Origin of the sequence: Pseudomonas parakoreensis (assembly GCF_021602155.1) — a bacterium.
Classification (GTDB): domain Bacteria; phylum Pseudomonadota; class Gammaproteobacteria; order Pseudomonadales; family Pseudomonadaceae; genus Aquipseudomonas; species Aquipseudomonas parakoreensis.
Genome location: NZ_BQHY01000007.1, coordinates 114,986 through 136,429, shown reverse-complemented (window position 1 = coordinate 136,429; position 21,444 = coordinate 114,986). Strand labels below are relative to the sequence as shown.

Sequence of the window (21,444 nt, the reverse complement as noted above, 5' to 3'; positions counted from 1 at the left end):
GGTGAGGGGATTTATCCCCGATGGGCAGCGCAGCGGCCCCAAAGCCATTCAACGCCAGATGCACGCTGGTAGCGGGATTGCGACTGCTACGCAGCCGATCGGGGATAAATCCCCTCGCCACAGGTTGCTCTGATCAGCGCCCAAATCATCGATTGTCTTCGAGGCTGCGCAGCCAGGCCTTGCCATGGATCAAGCCCCTTCCACCCAATCAGCTAGAATGGCCGCCTTGTCGTTGCCGAGCCTGCCATGAAACCTGTACTGCCCCACGCCCAACTCGACTGGGATGACCAGGGACGCCCGCGCTCGCGGGTGTTCGACGATGTGTATTTTTCCGACCAGTCGGGGCTGGATGAAACCCGTTACGTGTTCCTCGAACAGAATTGCCTGGCCGAGCGCTTTGCCGCGTTGCCGGCGCACGGGCGACTGGTGATCGGTGAAACCGGGTTTGGCACCGGGCTGAATTTTCTCTGTGCCTGGCAACTGTTCGAGCAGCACGCAGTAGCCGGTGCGCGGCTGCATTTTGTCAGTGTCGAAAAGTACCCGTTGAGTCCGGCGGATCTGCAGCGGGCTCTGGCCCTGTGGCCGCAACTCAAGCCGCTGGCCGATCAACTGCTGACCCATTACGTGGCAATCCATCAGGGCTTTCAGCGGATCGTCCTCGGCAACGGCCGGGTCACGCTGACGCTGCTGATCGGCGATGCGCTGGAACAATTGCCGCAACTCGATGCACAGATTGACGCGTGGTTTCTCGACGGTTTCGCCCCGGCGAAAAACCCCGACATGTGGACCGCCGAACTGTTCGTCGAACTGGCTCGACTGGCGGCGCCCGGCTCGACCATCAGTACCTTCACCAGCACCGGTTGGGTGCGGCGTCTGCTCAACGCCGCCGGGTTCAAGATGAAACGCACACCGGGCATCGGCCACAAGTGGGAGATCCTGCGCGGCGAGTTTCTCGGCTGGCCGCAGGACGTCGCGCCCCCGCTGCCGGACAAACCGTGGTTCGCCCGCCCTGCTCCGCTGACCACTGACCGTCGGGCGCTGGTGATCGGCGCCGGACTGGCCGGTTGTGCCACGGCCGCCAGCCTCGCGGCGCGCGGTTGGCAGGTCAGTCTGCTGGAGCGGCATGCCGAGGTGGCGCAGGAAGCGTCAGGCAATCCACAGGGCGTGCTGTACCTGAAGTTGTCGGCCCACGGCACGGCGTTGTCGCAACTGATCGTCAGCGGCTTCGGCTACACCCGCCGTCTGCTGGAAACCCTGCAACGCGGCACCGACTGGGACGATTGCGGCGTGCTGCAACTGGCGTTCAATGCCAAGGAAGCCGAGCGTCAGGCGCAACTGGCCGCGGCATTCCCGGAAGACCTGGTGCACTGGGTCGATCAGCCGCAAGCCGAGATTCAGGCCGGCATCGGTCTGGCCCATGGCGGTTTGTACTATCCCGAAGGGGGCTGGGTGCATCCGCCCGCGCTGTGCCAGGCACAAGCCGCGCAAGCGAACATCGAACTGCTCAAGCACCACGAAGTGCTCGAACTGCGCAAGGTCGAGGGACAGTGGCAAGCCCTCGATGGCGAACGGGTGCTCGCCAGCGCGCCAGTGGTGGTGCTGGCCGGCGCAGCGGAGATCAAACGCTTTGCGCAAAGTGCCGAGCTACCGCTCAAGCGCATTCGCGGGCAGATCACGCGCCTGCCGCAAACCAACGAAAGCCAGGCGCTGCGCACCGTGGTCTGCGCCGAAGGTTATGTCGCCCCGGCACGTCTGGGCGAACACACGCTTGGCGCCAGCTTCGACTTCAACAGCGATGACCTGACACCGACCACCGCCGAACACCTGGGCAATCTGGCGATGCTCAAAGAGATCTCCAGCGATTTGGTAGCGCGTCTGCACATCAATGGGCTGCCCCCGGAAACCCTGGAAGGACGCGCCGCATTCCGCTGCACCAGTCCTGACTATCTGCCGATTGTCGGCCCCCTCGCCGACCGCGAAGCCTTCGCCGAGGCCTATGCCGCGTTGAGCAAGGATGCGCGCCAAGTGCCGGACATCGCCTGCCCGTGGCTCGATGGCCTGTACGTCAACAGCGGCCATGGTTCACGCGGGCTGATCACCGCTCCGCTGTCGGGCGAACTGCTCGCGGCGTGGCTGGACAACGAGCCGCTGCCACTGCCCAAAAGTGTCGCCGAGGCGTGCCATCCCAACCGTTTCGCCTTGCGCACGTTGATTCGCGGCAAATGAAAAATGGCGGCTGGCCGCTGGTCAGTCGCCGCCTCTTATAACTCATCGTTCTAAAACTCCCACATCTGCAGCGGGTCAGTTTCTGAGTACCGGCCATTTTGGCCAGACTTGAATCACCCCTCCCCAACGGAAAAACCGGTAAGGACTTTATGTGCGGATTAGCTGGCGAGTTACGTTTTGATCATCAACCTGCAGACCTTGCAGCGGTAGAGCGAATCACCCATCACCTGGCCCCTCGCGGCCCCGACGCGTGGGGCTTCCATGCCCAAGGGCCGATTGCCCTGGGCCATCGACGCCTGAAAATCATGGACCTGTCGGACGGCTCGGCGCAGCCGATGATCGACAGCCAGCTGGGCTTGTCCCTGGCCTTCAATGGCGCGATTTACAACTTCCCGGAACTGCGTGCCGAACTCGAAGCGCTCGGCTATGCCTTCTATTCCGGTGGTGACACCGAAGTGCTGCTCAAGGGTTACCACGCCTGGGGCGAAGCGCTGCTGCCAAAGCTCAACGGCATGTTCGCCTTCGCCATCTGGGAGCGCGATGCGCAACGCCTGTTCATCGCTCGCGACCGTCTCGGCGTGAAGCCTTTGTACCTGTCGCGCACCGGTCAGCGTTTGCGCTTTGCCTCGGCCCTGCCGGCGCTGCTCAAGGGCGGCGACATCAACCCGATCCTCGATCCGGTGGCGCTCAATCACTACCTGAATTTCCATGCAGTGGTGCCGGCTCCACGCACTTTGCTCGCGGGCATCGAAAAGCTGCCACCGGCGACCTGGATGCGCGTCGAGGCTGATGGCCGCACCGAACAGAAAACCTGGTGGACCCTGCCCTACGGCCCTCACGACGACGAGAAAAACCTGACCCTCGAAGACTGGCGCGACCGCGTGCTCGACAGCACCCGCGAAGCGGTAGCGATTCGTCAACGGGCGGCAGTGGATGTCGGCGTGCTGCTGTCCGGCGGTGTCGATTCGAGCATGCTCGTCGGCCTGTTGCGTGAAGTCGGTGTGGAAAACCTGTCGACCTTTTCCATCGGCTTCCAGGATGCCGGCGGCGAGCGCGGTGACGAGTTTCAGTATTCCGATCTGATCGCCAGACACTACGGCACGCAGCACCATCAATTGCGCATCGACGAAAAAGAGATCATTGAGCAACTGCCCGCTGCGTTCCGCGCGATGAGCGAGCCGATGGTCAGCCACGACTGCATCGCCTTCTATCTGCTGTCGCGCGAAGTGGCCAAGCACTGCAAAGTGGTGCAGAGCGGCCAGGGCGCGGATGAGCTGTTCGCCGGTTATCACTGGTATCCGCAAGTCGACGGCGCAGCGGATCCGTATGCAGCCTATCGCGCGGCGTTTTTTGACCGCAGCTACGACGACTACGCCGCCACCGTGCAGCCGAAATGGCTGACCGCGAATGACGCCGCTGGCGACTTCGTGAAAGAGCATTTCGCCCAACCCGGCGCCGAGGCCGCGGTCGATAAAGCCCTGCGTCTGGACAGCACGGTGATGCTGGTGGACGACCCGGTCAAACGCGTCGACAACATGACCATGGCTTGGGGTCTGGAGGCGCGCACGCCGTTTCTCGACTATCGCCTGGTAGAGCTCTCCGCAAGGATTCCCGGTCAGTTCAAGCTGCCGGACGGTGGTAAACAAGTGCTCAAAGAAGCTGCACGGCTGGTGATTCCAAGCGAAGTGATCGACCGCAAGAAAGGTTACTTCCCGGTGCCGGGCCTCAAGCATTTGCAAGGCGATACCCTGAACTGGGTGCGTGAACTGCTGCTGGATCCGAGCCAGGATCGCGGCCTGTTCAACCCGGCCATGCTCGACAAACTGCTGACGGATCCGCAAGGCCAACTGACGCCTTTGCGCGGTTCGAAACTGTGGCAACTGGCGGCCCTGAACCTGTGGCTCAGTGAACAAGGAATCTGATTGATGAAACCTCACGCCACGGCTATCAATCAACGCCTGTTGCGCGGCCAGACACCGTCGTATGAACGTTTGCAGGCGCGTCTGGCCGAAGACGGCAGCGAACTCGGCGCCGACCCCATTGCCGTGCATTGCGGCTGGGGCCGGCTGCTGATCGGTCACACCTTTCCTGACCCGGCGACACTGGCCCAGGAACTGCTCAACGAGCAGCCCGGCGAACGCGATATCGCTCTGTACGTTGCCGCACCGCAACAGATTCTCGGGCTCGAACCGACGCAACTGTTTCTCGACCCGTCCGATACCCTGCGCCTGTGGTTCAGCGATTACCGCCAGGCCACCCGCGTGTTTCGCGGCTTCCGCATTCGCCGCGCGCAAAGCGAAGCGGACTGGCAGGCAATCAATCTGCTGTATCAGGCACGCGGCATGTTGCCGATCGATGCCACGCGGCTGACTCCGCATCATCAGGGCGGCCCGGTTTATTGGCTGGCCGAAGATGAAGACAGCGGCGCAGTAATCGGCAGCGTCATGGGCCTCAATCACCAGAAAGCCTTCAACGATCCGGAACACGGCAGCAGCCTGTGGTGCCTGGCGGTGGATCCACAGTGCTCGCGGCCCGGTGTCGGTGAAGTGCTGGTGCGGCATTTGATCGAACACTTCATGAGTCGTGGCCTGAGTTATCTGGATTTGTCGGTGTTGCATGACAACCGTCAGGCCAAGAATCTCTATGCCAAACTCGGCTTTCGCAACCTCTCGACCTTCGCCATCAAACGCAAGAACGGCATCAACCAGACGCTGTTCCTCGGGCCCGGGCCGGAAGCCAATTTCAACCCTTATGCGCGGATCATCGTCGAGGAAGCGCACCGGCGCGGCATCGATGTGCAGGTGGACGACGCCGAAGCCGGGCTGTTCACCCTCAGCCATGGCGGGCGTCGCGTGCGTTGCCGCGAATCGCTGAGCGACCTGACCAGCGCGATCAGCATGAGTCTGTGCCAAGACAAAAGCCTGACCCACAAAGTGTTGAAAGGCGCCGGCCTGAAGCTGCCTTCGCAGCAACTGGCGGGCAACGCCGACGACAACCTGGCGTTTCTCGATGAACATCAGCGGGTGGTGGTCAAGCCGCTCGACGGTGAACAAGGCCAGGGCGTGGCGGTGGATTTGCAGAGCATCGAAGAGGTGCAGCAGGCCATCGAAGCCGCCAAGCGTTTTGACAGCCGCGTGCTGCTCGAAAGCTTCCACGAAGGTCTCGATCTGCGGATTCTGGTGATCGGTTTTGAAGTGGTGGCGGCAGCGATTCGTCGTCCCGCCGAGGTGGTCGGTGATGGCCATCATTCGATCGGTGCATTGATCGAGGCCCAGAGTCGACGCCGGCAAGCCGCCACCGGGGGCGAGAGCAAGATCCCGCTGGACCACGAAACCCAGCGCACCCTGCACGCGGCCGGTTATGACTACAGCACTATTTTGCCGGCGGGCGAACACCTGTTTGTGCGCCGCACCGCCAATCTGCACACCGGCGGCACGCTGGAAGACGTTACGGCGATTCTGCACCCGACCCTGGTCGATGCCGCCGTCCGCGCAGCGCGGGCGCTGGACATTCCAATGGTCGGCCTCGACTTGATGGTGCCGGCGGCGGATCAAGCGGAGTACGTGTTTATCGAAGCCAACGAACGCGCCGGCCTGGCCAATCACGAGCCGCAGCCGACGGCGGAGCGCTTTGTCGATCTGTTGTTTCCGCACAGTCAGCCGGCTGTTTCTTGATCATGTAGAGCCTGAAACGGCCCCATCGCTGGCAAGCCAGCTCCCACAGGTTTATCGGTGTACCCCATCACTGTGGGAGCTGGCTTGCCAGCGATGAGGCCCTGACAGGCAACACAAATTTCCTCATCGAAACCATCGATGCGCCTCAACTCATCAGGAGTTTCCATGACCACACAAATTCCCGAACCGGATCTGAACTACCTGCAAAAAGTCCTGCTGGAAATGCTCGCCATCCCCAGCCCCACGGGCTTCACCGACACCATCGTGCGCTACGTCGCCGAGCGTCTGGAAGAACTCGGTATCCCTTTCGAAATGACCCGTCGCGGCACCATCCGCGCCACGCTCAAGGGCAAGAAAAACAGCCCCGACCGCGCCGTTTCCGCGCACCTCGACACCATTGGTGCTGCCGTGCGCGCGGTGAAAGACAACGGTCGCCTGACCCTGGCCCCGGTCGGCTGCTGGTCGAGCCGGTTTGCCGAGGGCAGCCGCGTCAGCCTGTTCACCGACAACGGCGTGATTCGCGGCAGCGTGTTGCCGTTGATGGCCTCCGGGCACGCGTTCAACACCGCCGTGGACGAGATGCCGATCAGTTGGGATCACGTCGAACTGCGTCTGGATGCGTATTGCGCAACCAAGGCCGATTGCGACTCGCTGGGCGTCAGTGTCGGCGACGTGGTGGCGTTCGACCCGTTGCCGGAGTTCACCGACAGCGGCCACATAAGCGCCCGCCACCTCGACGACAAGGCGGGTGTCGCCGCGCTGCTCGCCGCGCTCAAAGCCATCGTCGACAGCGGTCAGGAATTGATGATCGACTGTCATCCGCTGTTCACCATTACCGAAGAAACCGGCAGCGGTGCGGCAGCGGCCTTGCCGTGGGATGTCAGCGAATTCGTCGGCATTGACATTGCGCCGGTTGCTCCGGGCCAGCATTCCAGTGAGCACGCGGTGAGCGTAGCGATGCAGGATTCCGGTGGCCCTTATGACTATCACCTGTCGCGACATTTACTGCGTCTGGCCAGTGAAAACGAACTGCCGGTAAGGCGCGACCTGTTCCGCTATTACTTCAGCGACGCGCATTCGGCGGTGACCGCCGGGCACGACATCCGCACGGCCCTGCTCGCCTTCGGTTGTGATGCAACCCATGGTTACGAGCGCACGCACATCGACAGTCTGGCGGCGCTCAGTCGTTTGCTTGGAGCGTACATTCTGAGCCCGCCGGTATTTGCCAGCGATGCCGCGCCGGCCAATGCTTCGCTGGATCGCTTCAGTCACCAGATCGAGCATGACACGCAAATGGAGAGCGATACGCGGGTGCCTTCGGTGGACAGTCTGGTGGGGCAGCGCTCCGACAGTTGATCCGGGCTTCCGTGGTGGCTGGACTGGCCCCATCGCTGGCAAGCCAGCTCCCACGGTTTTCGGGGTGGATCAGTGGTTTGTGTACACCATCAAACCCTGTGGGAGCTGGCTTGCCAGCGATAGGGCCGATACTGCCCACACAAAACTGGCAGCCAGCCACCAATCGCCGTAGCATCCCGCCATTGATTGAACCGAGGTGCCCATGCTGATTCCCTACGACGCTCTAGAAGTCGACACCCTCACCCGCCTGATCGAGGACTTTGTCACTCGCGATGGCACCGACAACGGTGATGACACGCCGCTGGAAACCCGCGTGCTGCGCGTCCGCCAGGCGTTGACCAAAGGCCAGGCGCTGATCGTTTTCGACCCGGAAAGCGAACAATGCCAACTGATGCTCAAACACGACGTGCCCAAGCACCTGTTCGACTAGCGGACCTTCTCGGTGGCTTGTTTGCGCTGAATCCGCTCATAGACTTCCGAACGGTGCACATTGATCTTCTGCGGCGCTTCGACACCAAAGCGCACACTGGAGCCGTTGACGGACAACACCCGCAGGGAAATGTCGTCACCGATGGAAATCAACTCGCCCACAACACGGCTGAGTACAAGCATGGAGTTCGTCCTTCAAGGGTTAACCAGCCCTGAAGATGCGCGGTGCACGCCCGCTCTACAATGCGCGGCGAGCAATTCAGTCTTGCCCTACACCCGCAAGCGCTGCGCCCGTCAGACGTTTCCTGCAAATCGCTAAACAGTCTCGCCTCACGCGGCGCTAAACCGCGGCCCGAACAGGATCACGCTGGCGCCGATCACGCACAGCGCCACGCCGATCCAGTCCGAACCCAAGGGACGCACCCGTTCAACCACTGCCAGCCAGCCAATCGACGCGACGATGTAGATCCCGCCATAGGCGGCATAGGCGCGACCGGCGTAAGCCGCTTCGACACGGGTCAGCAACAGGGCGAACAGCGTCAGGCTGAGCAGCGCCGGGATCACCCACAAGGCACTTTTGCCCTGGCGCAACCACATGAAAAAGGCGAAACAACCGGCGATTTCAAACAGCGCCGCGAGGAAGAACCACAGGTAATTGAGCATTGATGCGTCTCGACAGGGTGACCATTGCGGCCACCCTAGCGACGCGACACCCATGGGGCAAGTTCAGCCGTTGGTTTGTTTGGCCTTGGCGCGCATTTTATCGGCCATAGTGGTCATTTCGTTGTAGATCAGTTGCGGGTTCTTCTGCTTGATCGCCCAGGCCATGCGTCCCTGCTCGTGCGGCAGGATCATGAACTCGCCGGCGGCCACTTGCTGATAAATGTAGTCGGCGATGTCGGCCGCGCTGATCGGCGAACTTTCCAGCAACTTGCCAACCTGCGCTTTCATGGCTGGCGTCGGGCCACGGAACGAGTCGAGCAAGTTGGTCTGGAAGAACGACGGGCAGACCACATGCACCCCGACTTCCTGCTGCGCCAGTTCCACCAGCAAACTTTCAGACAGCGCCACCACACCGGCCTTGGCCACGTTGTAATTGCTCATCGCCGGGCCCTGCATCAATGCCGCCATCGACGCAATGTTGATGATCTTGCCTTTGCTCTTTTCCAGCAGCGGCAGGAAGGCCTTGCAGCCTTTGACCACGCCCATCAGGTTGATCGCGATCTGCCAGTCCCAGTCCTCCAGCGACAGTTCGCTGAAGAACCCGCCGGACGCCACACCGGCGTTGTTGACGATGATGTCGATGCCGCCGAGCTTCTCTTCGCAGGCCTGGGCAAACGCGGTGAGCTGGCTGTAATCACGCACATCGCAGCGCTGGACGAACCCGTCGCCACCGGCCTCGCGCACCCGCTTCAGGGTTTCCTGCAGGCCAGGTTCGCTGACGTCGGACAAGGCCAGCTGCCAGCCTTCACGCGCCCAGCGCAGTGCTAGTTCGCGACCTAAACCTGAGCCCGCACCCGTGATCATCATGCGATTTTGCATAGCAGACAGCCTTGTTGTTCTGTAGGAGATGCGCGGAGTGTAGCGAAGGAACACTGGCCACCCACGCTCCATCAGAATGCTGAATACAGGATCAAAAGATCGCAGCCTTCGGCAGCTCCTGCATCAGTTCCCTGTAGGAGCTGCCGAAGGCTGCGATCTTTTGATCTCGCGCTTCAAAGGAAATAAACGAGTCATCCAAATACATTAAAAAAACATTGAATTTTCTTTCATACGCACCGGTCGGAATTTGTAAGCCGTCTGGAATTAGTTAGCCTCCAGTCGCCCTTGAATACCAAGACTTCTCGAACGCTATAAACAAGGAAATCGACATGGGCACAATTCTTATCATTATCCTGATCCTGTTGCTGATCGGTGGTCTGCCGGTCTTCCCGCACTCCAGAAGTTGGGGTTATGGCCCTTCGGGCATTATTGGCGTGGTGTTGGTGGTGCTGTTGGTCTTGCTGTTACTTGGCAGGATATAAAACCCCAAGACAAAAAAAAGAGGCCCTCAGGGGCCTCTTTTTTATGCAGCGGTTTTATCAGTCCGGCTTGCCGTTGATCACACCGGCCGTGTTGTCCATCAGGCTCTTGGTCGCCGTTTGCAGGAACGCTTCAAGCTTGAGTTTCAATTCGGCGGTACGCGGTGCGTCCGGAATGATCTCCGCAGAAGGGTTCGCGCCCAGTTGGTACTGGTAGATCTTCGGCGCCATTTCCTTCTCCTTCGGCAAGACCAGGATCTGGTCAGCGGTGACGATGGCAGTGGTCTGCTCGCTGCCCGACGGCTTGATCACACCGAAACCGGTGTCGCCGGCCGGCAGGTTGAGCAGGTCACGGCCCCAGCACTGGTGACGCACTTCGCCACCCAGACGACCCATGATGGTCGGCACGATGTCGATCTGGGTGCCCACGGTATGGTCACGGGTACCGAACTTCTCCTGAATGCCCGGGGCGATCATCAGCATCGGCACGTTGAAGCGGCCCAGGTCCATTTCGGTGATCTGACGCTCGTTGCCAAAGCCGTGGTCGCCGACGATGACGAACAGGGTTTCCTTGAAGTACGGCTCTTTGCGCGCCTTCTCGAAGAACTGACCCAGTGCCCAGTCGGCGTAACGCATGGCCGTCAGGTGTTCGTTGAGCGTGCCGCGATCGGTCACGCGCTCCACCGGCAAAGGCGTTGGCAAGGCGTACGGCGTGTGGTTGGACAGGGTTTGCAGCAGCGCATAGAACGGTTTGCCATTCTCCCGCGCCTTAAGCTCCACCAGGCCACGGTCGAACATGTCCTGGTCGGACACGCCCCAGGTCGGATCGGAGAACACCGGGTTGACGAAGTCGTTACGACCCACGAAGTTGGTCATGCCCTGATTGCTGAAGAAGCCCGACTGGTTGTCCCAGGCGAAGTCGCCGTTGTAGACATACACGTCGTCATACTTGCGCGCACTGAGCAGCTGCGGCAGGCCGGAGAGCTTGTGGCTGCCTTCCGGGGTCTGCATCAGGTATTCGAAACCCGGCAGGTTCGGGAAGCACGCCATGGTCGCAAACATGCCTTGGTGGGTATGGGTGCCGTTGGAGAAGAAACGGTCGAACAGCAGGCCTTCCTTCGACAGTTTGTCGAGGTACGGCGTGATGTTGCCCGGTGCGCCCAAGGCGCCCACCGAGTGACCGGCCATGCTTTCCATCAGGATCACGACCACATTCTTGATCGGCAGGGTCTTGTCGGCCGGTGGCGTGTAGTCACGACGCACCGCCGCAATGTCGGCATCGACCAGTTTGTCGTCCGGCATCACCAGCATCTCGCGCACCACTTTCTGCGCCTGTTCCTGCGGCAGGGTGGCTTTCCAGATGTTGTTGCGATCCTCGCCCATGCGGTCCTTGGCGGCGGCGATCAGCGACAGCGTACCGTTGAGGCCGAGCTGGTTGGCGAAATTCGATTCGGTGGTGTACACGTCACCCCAGCGCAGCGGCGGGCCCTGACGCAGGGTGCCACGGGCGGCCACGACGCAGATCAGCAGGCAGACCACGAACACCGCCAGACGGGTGTACCACGGCGCCACCTGGCGGGTGCCGACGTTGCCGCCGCTGAACGGGCCGCGCGGACGGGTTGCACGATCGGCGCCCTTGAAGGCCAGGGTCAGGATCACGGTGCCGATCACCCACGCCAGCAGGTAGCGCACCACCGGGAAACCGTACCAGAGCATGCTCATCACGGTTTTCGGGTCTTCTTTCACGTACTGGAACACCAGGCCATTGAGGCGCTGGTGGAACTCACGGTAGAAGTCCATCTCCATCAGGCCGAGGAACAGCGCGATGCTGGACGCCACGGTCAGCCACAGACGGAAGAAGCCACGCGCAGCCATCGCCCGCGCACTGAACAGTGCCAGCAGCAGCGGAACGCAGACGTAGACCACCAGGCGCAGGTCGAAACGCAAGCCGTTGGCGAAAGCTTCGAGGAAGGTCGAAGCCGGGGTATCGAGGATCATCTCGCGGTTGTAGACCAGCAGCGCGAGGCGCAGCACGGAAAACATCACCATCATGACCAGGGCACACAACAGGGTGTAGGCCAGATGCGATTTGACGGTCGGTTGCAGCAGGCGAGTTGAAGATCGCTGCTGATTCAGGGCGTCCGGGTTTGCCATGTCGTTTTAGGACCCATTGGAAGTTGAAGTTGCAAAATACAGCGGCGCCATGCCCTCTATTGGCCATTCCAGACCCCGGGGCGTGCGCGGTGCGCAAATGTTGCACGATCACCGGCAGCATTGCCATTGATTAGTGCCCCGCTGCCCGACTCTTTCATAAAGGCAATCGTTCGCAGACAGCACGCATTGCGCGGGCGAATTGTCAGGAACGCTTTGTGAAAATTTCGTGCAGCGCATATCTGGAAACACAATATAACGACAAAACAAAACGCCCCGATTCGGTCGGGGCGTTTTGCTGTCAGCGCGAAAAATTACTTCTCGGCGCGTTCTTTCAGGGCTTTAAGGGTATTGAAGGGAGCGTCGACCACGAACTTGTTGGCAATCATGCTCGGTACGCTGCCGCCGGGCTCAGTGTGCACCTGATAGGTCACTTCGACTTGATCACCTTTGGGTACGAACTTCCAGAACCCTTTGACCTGAGCGACACGGACAAAGCCTTTCTCTTCGGGAATGTACTTCGGCACGCCTTCGAGGTTGCGGGTCAGGCTGCCATCGGCGCCCTCAACGGTGGTGATGTGCAACACCGAATCACGTGGGGTCACTGGCCACGGCGTATTGAACTGGGTGTAGGTCCAGCTCTGATCGCCCTCGTGCTTGAGCAGCTTCTGGGCTTTGCACTCGTGAATCCAGGTGCAGGCGCCAGCCACGTCGTCCTGCAAGGCACGCAGTTTGGCCACGGTGGTCTTCATCAGGGTCACGCCCTGGTAGGACTTGTAATCCGAGCCCGGCACTTGAGCCAGCGAGACCTTGATCCCGTCCTGTTCCTTGGCGACCTTCCAGTCCTCGGCCTGAGCCAACGAAGTAGCCAGTACAGCGGTCAAACCACACAACACAGCGATACGATGCAGCGAACCCATAGTCTTATTCCTTATTGTTGAAGTTCCGTTCGTTTGACACATCACGCCGCCGTCATCTGCTCCCACCAGCCGATCAGTTTGATCGCTTCCTCGGAGCTGCTGCCACAGACTTCGACATCGGCGGCAAATCCTGAACAAACCGCCGGACGCTCCGGCTGGCCGAAAATGCTGCACAGGTTTTCGACCGAGAGCTGCACGCAACGTTCGCCGGCAGGCTTGCCGTTGGGCATGCCCGGAATGGCAGAACTGATGGAGGGGGCAATACAGCAAGCGCCACAGCCTTCACGGCATTTCATGACGAGCAAGTCCTCGCAACGGGCAATGTGTTAAAGAGACGCGGACAGAGTAACCGCTAAAACGGTTGTTTCAAATTCCCTGTACCGGGGTTTTTACCGATAACTGAATGTGACTGACCAGTCTCCGACAAAGCGTCTGGTCCGCGGGTCACGGATCGATTGAATTTATTGCTTGAACTCGAAATCCAGTGCTGCGCCTTCGACTTCACGGCGCTCCTCATTGCGCAGCTGCAACTGCATTTCGTTGCTGAGCAGGCGGCCGTTGAGCTGAAAGCCACTGTTCTTCTCGCCAAACATCTGCGGCAGGATTGCGTCGTGCTTGGGCATCGGTACAGTACCGGCAGGTTTAAGCTGCTGAACCATATCCTTGGGCAAGCTCAGGTCAAGCTTGGCCGGTGGCAGTCTGGTTTTCGCCACTTCGCTGGCCGGTTTCGACTTGGAGGCGACCGGGGGCCGTTTCTTCACCGCGGCGGCTTTCTTCTGTGGGGCTTTTTTAGCCGCAGCTTTGTTATCTGCAACGGCTTTTTTGCTCGCCGCCGGTTTGCTTGCCGGCGCGGACGTTGCGGGCTTTTCCTGAACGGCAGCTGCCATGACACCGGGCGCATGGCCCATCATCAACACACCAAGCAAAATCCAGGCAGCAGGCAAAATCGCTTTCATGAACCCTACAACACTAACGGCAGAGGGCCATATGCTCGCCTGTTGAGCGCCACAAGACAAGCACGACGCGCCGCTCGTTCAGAAACCGCCAGCCGTTTCCTGACACAGTTGAGTCGCCAGCAGACCGAGGGTCATCAGCGCCCTTTCCGCCTCGCGATTCCACGGTGTGCCGCAGTTCAGGCGGATGCAGTGATTGAACTGCTCGGTATTACTGAAGATCAGCCCCGGTGCAATGCTGATGCCCTGCTGCAATGCGCGGACATGCAATTCCTGGGTATTGACCCTGCCCGGCAGACTCACCCAGAGGATGAAACCGCCCGTGGGCCGGGTCATCTGCGTACCTTCGGGAAAGTACTGCTGCACCGCCAACTGGAACGCGCTGAGATTTTTCCGGTATTCCTGGCGGATGTACCGTAAATGCCGGTCATAACCGCCATTTTCCAGATAAGCGGCAATCGCCATCTGCGTCACGCTGCATGCCGAATGCGTGGTGAAGGTCTGCAGACGCTGGATTTCCTGCTGATACTTGCCGGCAATCATCCAGCCGACGCGCACGCCCGGCGACAACGTTTTGGAAAAGCTCGAGCAGTAAATCACCCGATCCAGTCGATCGTAAGCCTTGAGGGCTTTGGTGCGGCCCTGTTCGAACATCAACTCCCCATAGATATCGTCTTCGACGATCTGGATATCGAAGTCCGAGGCCAGACGCAGCAGTTGTTTCTGGCGTTCTTCCGGCATGGTGCCGCCCAACGGATTGCTCAGGCGCGTGGTCAGTACCAAAGCCTTGATCGACCATTGGTTGGCCGCCAGTTGCAAGGCTTCGAGGCTCATGCCGGTGGCCGGATCGCTGGGGATCTCGATCACTTTCAGGCCCAACAGATCGGCCAGTTGCAGCAGGCCGTAATAGGTTGGCGATTCGGCAGCGATCAGATCTCCCGGACGGGTCAGCACCCGCAGCGACATCTGCAGCGCATCGACACAACCGTGGGTAATGACCACTTCCGACGGATCGACCACCACTCCAGCATCACGCATGCGGATTGCCACTTGCCGGCGCAACGGTTCGAAGCCGGGGCTGAACATGTAGCTGAACGCGCGAGGGCTATGGAATCGGGTGACCTTGGCCAGTTGCTGATGCAGTGCGCGAACCGGGAGGTAATCGACACTCGGCACCGCAGCGCCCAACGGGAAAACCCCCTCGCGCCGAGACTCGACCAATACTTGCTGAATGATGCTGGCGCGCGTGACCAGGCCCGGGCGTTCGACCCGGGCGATGTCCGGGGTCGGCGCCGTCAGTGCCGGGGTCTGGTGCACGTAGTAGCCGGACTGCGGCCGTGCACGGATCAGGCCCTGATCTTCGAGATTGGCATACGCCTGCAACACCGTCGCATGGCTGACATTGAGCTGCGAACTCATCTTGCGCACCGACGGCACGCGTTCTCCGGGTTGATAGACACCGCGCCGGATGTCTTCCGCCAATTGTTGAGCAATACGTTGGTAGAGCAAGAGGTTGGTCATGACGCAGCACTCGATTTCACGGGCATTTTATTCTTGTGTGAAACAATACCGGAACAGTTTAGAAGTGTACTGGGACAGTTGCCACCATAGTCGACCATACAGTGCAGTGTCAGCCACAACTGTACGGATTTGCGTGCCAATCGACAGCCGTAAAAAAGCCCGGCGCTGCATGACAGGCCGGGCTTTCCAGAGACGCAGCCCTCAGCGGGCGGCGCCAAGCTGGCCTTTTTCGTCGGAGAACACAATTTCCACCCGACGGTTCTGTGCCCGACCGCGCTCGGAAGCGTTGGCGTCCACCGGGTATTCGTCACCGTAACCTTCGACCTGAATCCGCTTGTCCTCAATCCCCAGGTCCATCAACACATCGGCCACTGCTTGCGCGCGATCACGCGACAGCTTGAGGTTTTCCTGTTTGCCACCGGTGCTGTCGGTGTAACCCTCGATACGCACCACACGTTTCGGGTTGAGTTGCAGGAACTGCACAATCTTCAACACCACGCGATTGGCCGAGTTCTTCAGCTCCGCCTCGCCAGTGTCGAACAGAACATCACCAAGGGTCATCACCAGGCCGCGATCGGTCTGCGTAGTGGCCAACGCCACGATCTGTTCTTCCAGCCATTTACCCTGCTGCTGCACGCTCAGCAGTTTGGACTCGCGCAGGGCCAGTTGCAGGCGCTGACGCTCCAGCTCAAGCTTCGCCGCGCGCTCTTCGTTGAGCACCAGATTGGTGTGTTCGCGAGCGATTTCGCTGTAGCGCTGACTCAAGTACGCGTAATGCACCACGTCCGCGCCACTGCCCCAATAGGTGGACAAGCGATCGGCGCGGGCCAGCGACTCACCGGCGCGGATCACATCCTTCGGCGCGATACGCAGCACATTGGAATCTTCCTTGACCTTCTGAAAGTCACTGCCAGCCTGTTGCAATGCGGCTTCGCCGTGTTGACCGGCGCAGCCATAGAGGCTTGCGCAACCGGCCAGAATCATCCCGCCGAGGATTTTGGACTTGAGGCTCATTGGGCATCTCCCAGTTGCTTGCGCAGACGGATGATGCGGGTGTTGAGCACGTTGAGTTGCTCTTCGCTCTTTTGCGTCAGCACTTTGGCTTCGGCCAGACGCGCATCCAGCTCGGCCTGCTCGGCGCGCATGCGGGCGTTCTTGAAAGACTCGTCGGCCATGTTGCCCTTGGCCCGGTTGAACTTGTCTTCGGCCAGTTTCATTTCCGGCACTTCATCGGCGGTCGCACCGACAGCCTTGGCCTGGGTGATGGCCTGCTCGGTCAGGCGCATTTGCTCATGGGGTGCCGGATCATTGGCGCAGCCGGCCAGGGCCAGAACGGCCATGGCCGCGAAAAGAGGTCGAATACTCACTAAGAATCCCTACTGTTTTGGGGCACTGACAGGTGGCTGCGGTTGTTGCTGCTGGGCCTTCCAGCGCTCGATATTGCGTTGCAGCGCGGCCTCGGTCAGTCCGGACGCGGGCAATTCTGTCATCTTTTTAGCGAGCTGTCCGCGCAACCACGGATCGTTGCAGGCCGAGTTATGCGAAATCGCGAGGAACAATCCTGGTCGGTCGATCGGCTGTTCGAACGCCAGCAGATCATTGGCCATGCCCAATGCCTGCGCGGCAGCCATGCCCGAGTAGCGCCCGGCGAGTACATATTCCACTTCGCCCAGCAGAAGTTTCTGAAAGGCCTGAGTGATGTTTGCCGTCCGCGTCAGGGTCAGATTCTGCTCGGCGAAAGTGCCAAAAGCCTGGGTCATTCGAGACTTTTCCGACAACCCGCCAGTGTGCCCGTGCAGGTCTTTTGCTTCGCTGTAGGCCAGCGTCGAGCCTTTGCGCGTCCACACCAGGTAGTCGTTTTCCAGCAACGGCGGATAGACGTAGTCGAGGTTTTCCAGCTCATTGAACATCAGCGGCGTGTCCGCCAGCATGTCCATGCGCCCGCTGCGCACTTCGTCGAGGGCCTGCGCGCGTTTGCCGGCGTAGAGCAGCTCGACCTTGATCCCCAGATCCTTGGCCACTTGCTGCAACAGGTCGGCACTGGCGCCGATCAAATGTTTGGGGTTCTGCGGGTCCTGCCACAAGTACGGCGGCGCGTCCGGGCTACCGGTGACGACCAGGCGCTCGCACTTGCCGGCAGCCGCAGCCATCCCCGGCAACAGGATCAATCCCAATAACAACCTGCGGCGCAGATCCATGGCAAACGCTCTCCACTCAAATTCGAGACAAAAAAAAGCCCGACCAGAAGGCCGGGCTCTTTATAAGTGAAGCCGCCGGATTAGACCAGCTTCTCCAGCTCAGGGACTGCTTCGAACAGATCCGCCACCAGACCGTAATCGGCCACCTGGAAGATCGGCGCTTCTTCGTCCTTGTTGATCGCAACGATCACTTTGGAGTCTTTCATGCCGGCCAGGTGCTGGATCGCGCCGGAGATACCGACGGCGATGTACAACTGTGGTGCAACGATCTTGCCGGTCTGACCGACCTGCATGTCGTTGGGTACGAAACCTGCGTCGACCGCGGCGCGCGAAGCACCGACGGCGGCGCCCAGCTTGTCGGCCAGGGCGTACAGGTGTTTGAAGTTGTCGCCGTTCTGCATGCCGCGGCCGCCGGAGACGACGATCTTGGCGGCGGTCAGCTCAGGACGATCCGACTTGGCCAGTTCTTCGCTGACGAAGCTGGAGGTGCCAGCATCGTGCGCAGCCGATACGGCTTCAACAGCCGCCGAACCACCTTCGGCAGCAACCGGGTCGAAACCGGTGGCACGCACGGTGATCACTTTGATCGCAGCGGTCGATTGCACGGTAGCGATGGCGTTACCGGCGTAGATCGGACGCTTGAACGTATCGGCGCTTTCTACCGAGATGATCTCGGAGATCTGGTCAACATCCAGTGCAGCGGCAACGCGCGGCAGGATGTTTTTGCCGTTGGACGTGGCGGCAGCCAGGATGTGGCTGTAACCAGCGCCCAGCTCTGCTACCAGCGGCGCAACGTTTTCCGGCAACTGATGCGCGTAAGCGGCATTGTCAGCGCTCAGGACTTTGCCCACGCCTGCGATTTTCGCCGCGGCTTCGGCCACGGCGCCAGCGCCCTGACCTGCAACCAGTACGTGAATGTCGCCGCCGATTTTGGCAGCGGCAGCCACGGTGTTCAGCGTGGCCGGGGCCAGCACTTTGTTGTCGTGTTCAGCGATTACCAAGATAGTCATTTTTAGATTACCTTCGCTTCGTTTTTCAGTTTCTCGACCAGTTCAGCCACCGACTTGACCTTGATACCCGCGCTGCGTGCAGCCGGCGCTTCGACTTTCAGGGTCTTGTTGGTGGAGGCGGTGGAAACGCCCAAAGCGTCCGGAGTCAGCACTTCGAGAGGCTTCTTCTTGGCTTTCATGATGTTTGGCAGGGACGCGTAGCGCGGCTCGTTCAAACGCAGGTCGGTGGTGACGATGGCCGGCAGTTTCAGGGAAACGGTCTGCGCGCCGCCGTCGATTTCGCGGGTCACGGCAACGCTGTCGCCGGAGACTTCGACTTTCGAAGCGAATGTGCCCTGACCATAGCCGCTCAGTGCAGCAAGCATCTGGCCGGTCTGGTTGTTGTCGCTGTCGATCGCCTGTTTGCCCAGGATCACCAGCTGAGGCTGTTCCTTGTCGACCACAGCCTTGAGCAGCTTGGCCACGGCCAGCGAAGTCAGGTCTTCAGCGGATTCGACGAGGATGGCACGGTCGGCACCCAGAGCCAGTGCGGTACGCAGCTGTTCCTGAGCGGTGGACGGGCCGATGGAGACGACGACGATTTCAGTCGCAACACCTTTCTCTTTCAGGCGTACGGCTTCTTCCACTGCGATTTCGCAGAACGGGTTCATCGACATCTTGACGTTGGCGAGGTCTACGCCGGAATTGTCCGCCTTGACGCGAACCTTGACGTTGTAATCCACAACGCGTTTGACAGCTACAAGAACCTTCATGGATTCCTCGTTACTCTCCGGTGAAAAGAAAGTCGCCTAGGCGAACCTGGCGGTTGATGCTCATCGGGCACAAGGGCACCTCTAAAAACGCCGGCGGGGGGCGATGACCGTTCGTCAGTGGTGACCAACGGGTCATTGAATCGCACGGTGTGTAAACTGCGCGCCGGACTTGCGCTGCGCATCACCTTGAACTGCCTGTGCCCTGTCTTTAGAGGTGCTCTTGAAACCGCCAGTCTGCCTACGGCGAGCGCAAAACCGCCCGTATCTTGACCGGAACGCCTATTCCGGTCAATACGGCAAAATGGCCGTTCATAAGCCGCGCTTCTTTGATTTCTCTGGGCTGGAGCCGATTCAAACAAACGTTTGTATTGGACGCTCGGAGTGGTGTAGATATAATGCGCCGCCTAGAGAGAAAGGTGGTTTGCCCATTATTACCCTTGACGTTAACGTAAAGGCAATAACGGATGCGACACCGAACCTCCAAATTAGAAAAAAAACTGTTGAGCCTTGAGTAGGAGATAGCCTGTGGAACGCGAATACATGGAATTCGACGTGGTCATCGTCGGTGCCGGCCCCGCTGGCCTGTCCGCCGCCTGCCGTCTGAAGCAGAAGGCCGCCGAAGCCGGTAAGGAAATCAGCGTCTGCGTGGTCGAAAAAGGCTCCGAAGTCGGCGCACACATCCTGTCCGGTGCCGTGTTCGAACCACGCGCTCTGAACGAACTGTTCCCGGACTGGAAAGAACTCGGCGCCCCGCTGAACACGCCGGTCACCCGCGATGACATTTTCGTACTGAAAAACGCCGACAGCGCGCAGAAAATCCCTGACTTCTTTGTGCCCAAGACCATGCACAACGAAGGCAACTACATTATTTCCCTGGGCAACCTGTGCCGCTGGCTGGCTCAGCAGGCCGAGAACCTGGGCGTGGAAATCTACCCGGGCTTCGCCGCTCAGGAAGCCTTGATCGACGAAAACGGCATCGTGCGCGGGATCATCACCGGTGATCTGGGCGTCGACCGCGAAGGCAACCCGAAAGAAGGCCTGTACACCCCGGGTATGGAACTGCGTGGCAAGTACACGCTGTTCGCCGAAGGCTGCCGTGGCCATATCGGCAAGCAACTGATCAAGCGCTACAACCTCGACAGCGATGCCGATGCCCAGCACTACGGCATCGGCCTGAAAGAAATCTGGGAAATCGACCCGGCCAAACACCAGCCAGGCCTGGTGGTGCACACCGCCGGTTGGCCGCTGGACATCATGGGCACCGAAAACACCGGCGGCTCGTTCCTCTATCACCTGGAAAACAACCAGGTCGTGGTCGGTCTGATCGTTGACCTGTCGTACAGCAACACTTACCTGTCGCCGTTCGACGAGTTCCAGCGCCTCAAGCATCACCCGGTGCTGGCGCAGTACCTGGAAGGCGGCAAACGCGTCAGCTACGGCGCCCGCGCGATCTGCAAAGGTGGCCTGAACTCGCTGCCGAAAATGGTCTTCAAGGGCGGCGCGCTGATCGGTTGCGACCTCGGCACCCTGAACTTCGCCAAGATCAAAGGCAGCCACACGGCGATGAAGTCGGGCATGCTCGCTGCTGAATCGGTGGCCGACGCCCTGTTCGCCGAAAAGGATGGCACCGAAGAGCTGACCTCCTACGTCGACGCGTTCAAGAAGAGCTGGCTCTACGACGAACTGTTCGCCAGCCGTAACTTCGGCCCGGCGATCCACAAGTTCGGCGCGATTGTCGGCGGTGGTTTCAACTGGCTGGACCAGAACATCTTCGGCGGCAAACTGCCGTTCACCCTGCACGACACCAAGCCGGACTACGCCTGCCTGAAGCTCGCGGCCGACTGCAAGAAGATCGACTATCCAAAGCCGGACGGCAAACTCAGCTTCGACAAACTGAGCTCGGTGTTCATCTCCGGTACCAACCACGAAGAAGAACAGCCGTGCCACCTGAAGCTGACCGACCCAAGCATTCCGCTGAGCCGCAACCTGCCGATGTACGACGAACCGGCACAGCGCTACTGCCCGGCCGGTGTGTATGAAGTGATCACCAAGGAAGACGGCGAAAAACGCTTCCAGATCAACGCCCAGAACTGCGTGCACTGCAAGACCTGTGACATCAAGGACCCTTCGCAGAACATCACCTGGGTCACGCCGGAAGGCGCTGGCGGCCCGACTTACCCGAACATGTAAGTCGCATCGCTGAACAACGAGGCTCCCGAAACGGGGGCCTTTT

General features: G+C 60.2%; 20 protein-coding genes. 7 read left to right on the top strand and 13 right to left on the bottom strand.

Annotated elements, in window-relative coordinates; all coding sequences use genetic code 11:
• Window positions 1-246 precede the first annotated feature (246 nt).
• The 5 genes from mnmC to L6D63_RS12850 all read left to right on the top strand — a co-directional run bounded on the left by mnmC (window position 247) and on the right by L6D63_RS12850 (window position 7,686).
• The gene (gene mnmC / locus L6D63_RS12870) at window positions 247-2,226 is read left to right on the top strand and encodes a bifunctional tRNA (5-methylaminomethyl-2-thiouridine)(34)-methyltransferase MnmC2/FAD-dependent 5-carboxymethylaminomethyl-2-thiouridine(34) oxidoreductase MnmC1 (protein WP_131671667.1); all 1,980 of its coding nucleotides are present in this window, start codon (window positions 247-249) and stop codon (window positions 2,224-2,226) included.
• 149 nt (window positions 2,227-2,375) lie between these two features.
• Window positions 2,376-4,148 carry an N-acetylglutaminylglutamine amidotransferase gene (locus L6D63_RS12865; protein ID WP_047295591.1) on the top strand — a complete coding sequence of 591 codons (1,773 nt, stop codon included), beginning with the start codon at window positions 2,376-2,378 and terminating at the stop codon, window positions 4,146-4,148.
• A 3-nt stretch (window positions 4,149-4,151) separates the two neighbouring features.
• On the top strand, window positions 4,152-5,900 hold the full coding sequence (gene ngg, locus L6D63_RS12860; protein ID WP_131671668.1) for an N-acetylglutaminylglutamine synthetase: 1,749 nt from the start codon (window positions 4,152-4,154) through the stop codon (window positions 5,898-5,900).
• A 165-nt stretch (window positions 5,901-6,065) separates the two neighbouring features.
• Window positions 6,066-7,256, top strand: coding sequence for an osmoprotectant NAGGN system M42 family peptidase (locus L6D63_RS12855; RefSeq protein ID WP_131671669.1), 1,191 nt, complete (start codon window positions 6,066-6,068; stop codon window positions 7,254-7,256).
• A gap of 202 nt (window positions 7,257-7,458) precedes the next feature.
• A complete protein-coding gene (locus L6D63_RS12850; protein ID WP_003192759.1) occupies window positions 7,459-7,686 on the top strand; it encodes a YheU family protein in 228 nt (75 codons plus the stop codon).
• On the opposite strand, the gene csrA is transcribed toward L6D63_RS12850, so the two are convergent.
• The 3 genes from csrA to L6D63_RS12835 all read right to left on the bottom strand — a co-directional run bounded on the left by csrA (window position 7,683) and on the right by L6D63_RS12835 (window position 9,227).
• Complete coding sequence (gene csrA / locus L6D63_RS12845; protein ID WP_041069300.1) at window positions 7,683-7,868, bottom strand: carbon storage regulator CsrA; 186 nt, start codon at window positions 7,866-7,868, stop codon at window positions 7,683-7,685. The two genes, L6D63_RS12850 and csrA, sit on opposite strands and share 4 nt — an antisense overlap.
• Before the next feature lie 147 nt (window positions 7,869-8,015).
• Window positions 8,016-8,348, bottom strand: a complete 333-nt coding sequence (locus L6D63_RS12840) for a YnfA family protein (protein WP_003226957.1) — start codon at window positions 8,346-8,348, stop codon at window positions 8,016-8,018.
• Window positions 8,349-8,411: 63 nt separating this feature from the next.
• The gene (locus L6D63_RS12835; RefSeq protein WP_047295596.1) at window positions 8,412-9,227 is read right to left on the bottom strand and encodes an SDR family oxidoreductase; all 816 of its coding nucleotides are present in this window, start codon (window positions 9,225-9,227) and stop codon (window positions 8,412-8,414) included.
• 323 nt (window positions 9,228-9,550) lie between these two features.
• On the opposite strand from L6D63_RS12835, the gene L6D63_RS12830 reads away from it, so the two are divergent.
• Entirely contained in the window at window positions 9,551-9,709 is a 159-nt protein-coding gene (locus L6D63_RS12830; RefSeq protein WP_169432680.1) for a DUF3309 family protein, read from the top strand.
• 57 nt (window positions 9,710-9,766) lie between these two features.
• On the opposite strand, the gene L6D63_RS12825 is transcribed toward L6D63_RS12830, so the two are convergent.
• The 10 genes from L6D63_RS12825 to L6D63_RS12780 all read right to left on the bottom strand — a co-directional run bounded on the left by L6D63_RS12825 (window position 9,767) and on the right by L6D63_RS12780 (window position 19,211).
• Complete coding sequence (locus L6D63_RS12825; protein WP_041069289.1) at window positions 9,767-11,860, bottom strand: LTA synthase family protein; 2,094 nt, start codon at window positions 11,858-11,860, stop codon at window positions 9,767-9,769.
• A 311-nt stretch (window positions 11,861-12,171) separates the two neighbouring features.
• Window positions 12,172-12,777 carry an START domain-containing protein gene (locus L6D63_RS12820; protein ID WP_047295600.1) on the bottom strand — a complete coding sequence of 202 codons (606 nt, stop codon included), beginning with the start codon at window positions 12,775-12,777 and terminating at the stop codon, window positions 12,172-12,174.
• Between the two features lie 41 nt (window positions 12,778-12,818).
• On the bottom strand, window positions 12,819-13,073 hold the full coding sequence (locus L6D63_RS12815; protein ID WP_041069283.1) for a YkgJ family cysteine cluster protein: 255 nt from the start codon (window positions 13,071-13,073) through the stop codon (window positions 12,819-12,821).
• 165 nt (window positions 13,074-13,238) lie between these two features.
• Window positions 13,239-13,733, bottom strand: coding sequence for a hypothetical protein (locus tag L6D63_RS12810; RefSeq protein ID WP_047295602.1), 495 nt, complete (start codon window positions 13,731-13,733; stop codon window positions 13,239-13,241).
• 78 nt (window positions 13,734-13,811) lie between these two features.
• Window positions 13,812-15,251 (bottom strand): aminotransferase-like domain-containing protein, encoded by a 1,440-nt coding sequence (locus L6D63_RS12805; RefSeq protein ID WP_003226969.1) that lies wholly within the window; start codon window positions 15,249-15,251, stop codon window positions 13,812-13,814.
• Window positions 15,252-15,452: 201 nt separating this feature from the next.
• Entirely contained in the window at window positions 15,453-16,265 is an 813-nt protein-coding gene (locus L6D63_RS12800; protein WP_041069276.1) for an OmpA family protein, read from the bottom strand.
• Entirely contained in the window at window positions 16,262-16,618 is a 357-nt protein-coding gene (locus L6D63_RS12795; RefSeq protein WP_236170339.1) for a DUF4398 domain-containing protein, read from the bottom strand. The genes L6D63_RS12800 and L6D63_RS12795 overlap by 4 nt, the downstream gene beginning before the upstream one ends.
• A 9-nt stretch (window positions 16,619-16,627) precedes the next feature.
• Window positions 16,628-17,449, bottom strand: coding sequence for a substrate-binding periplasmic protein (locus tag L6D63_RS12790; protein ID WP_131671671.1), 822 nt, complete (start codon window positions 17,447-17,449; stop codon window positions 16,628-16,630).
• Window positions 17,450-17,529: 80 nt separating this feature from the next.
• Window positions 17,530-18,459 (bottom strand): electron transfer flavoprotein subunit alpha/FixB family protein, encoded by a 930-nt coding sequence (locus L6D63_RS12785; protein WP_131671672.1) that lies wholly within the window; start codon window positions 18,457-18,459, stop codon window positions 17,530-17,532.
• A gap of 2 nt (window positions 18,460-18,461) precedes the next feature.
• On the bottom strand, window positions 18,462-19,211 hold the full coding sequence (locus L6D63_RS12780) for an electron transfer flavoprotein subunit beta/FixA family protein (protein WP_003226982.1): 750 nt from the start codon (window positions 19,209-19,211) through the stop codon (window positions 18,462-18,464).
• Between the two features lie 525 nt (window positions 19,212-19,736).
• On the opposite strand from L6D63_RS12780, the gene L6D63_RS12775 reads away from it, so the two are divergent.
• Window positions 19,737-21,401, top strand: coding sequence for an electron transfer flavoprotein-ubiquinone oxidoreductase (locus L6D63_RS12775; protein WP_047295612.1), 1,665 nt, complete (start codon window positions 19,737-19,739; stop codon window positions 21,399-21,401).
• Window positions 21,402-21,444 lie beyond the last annotated feature (43 nt).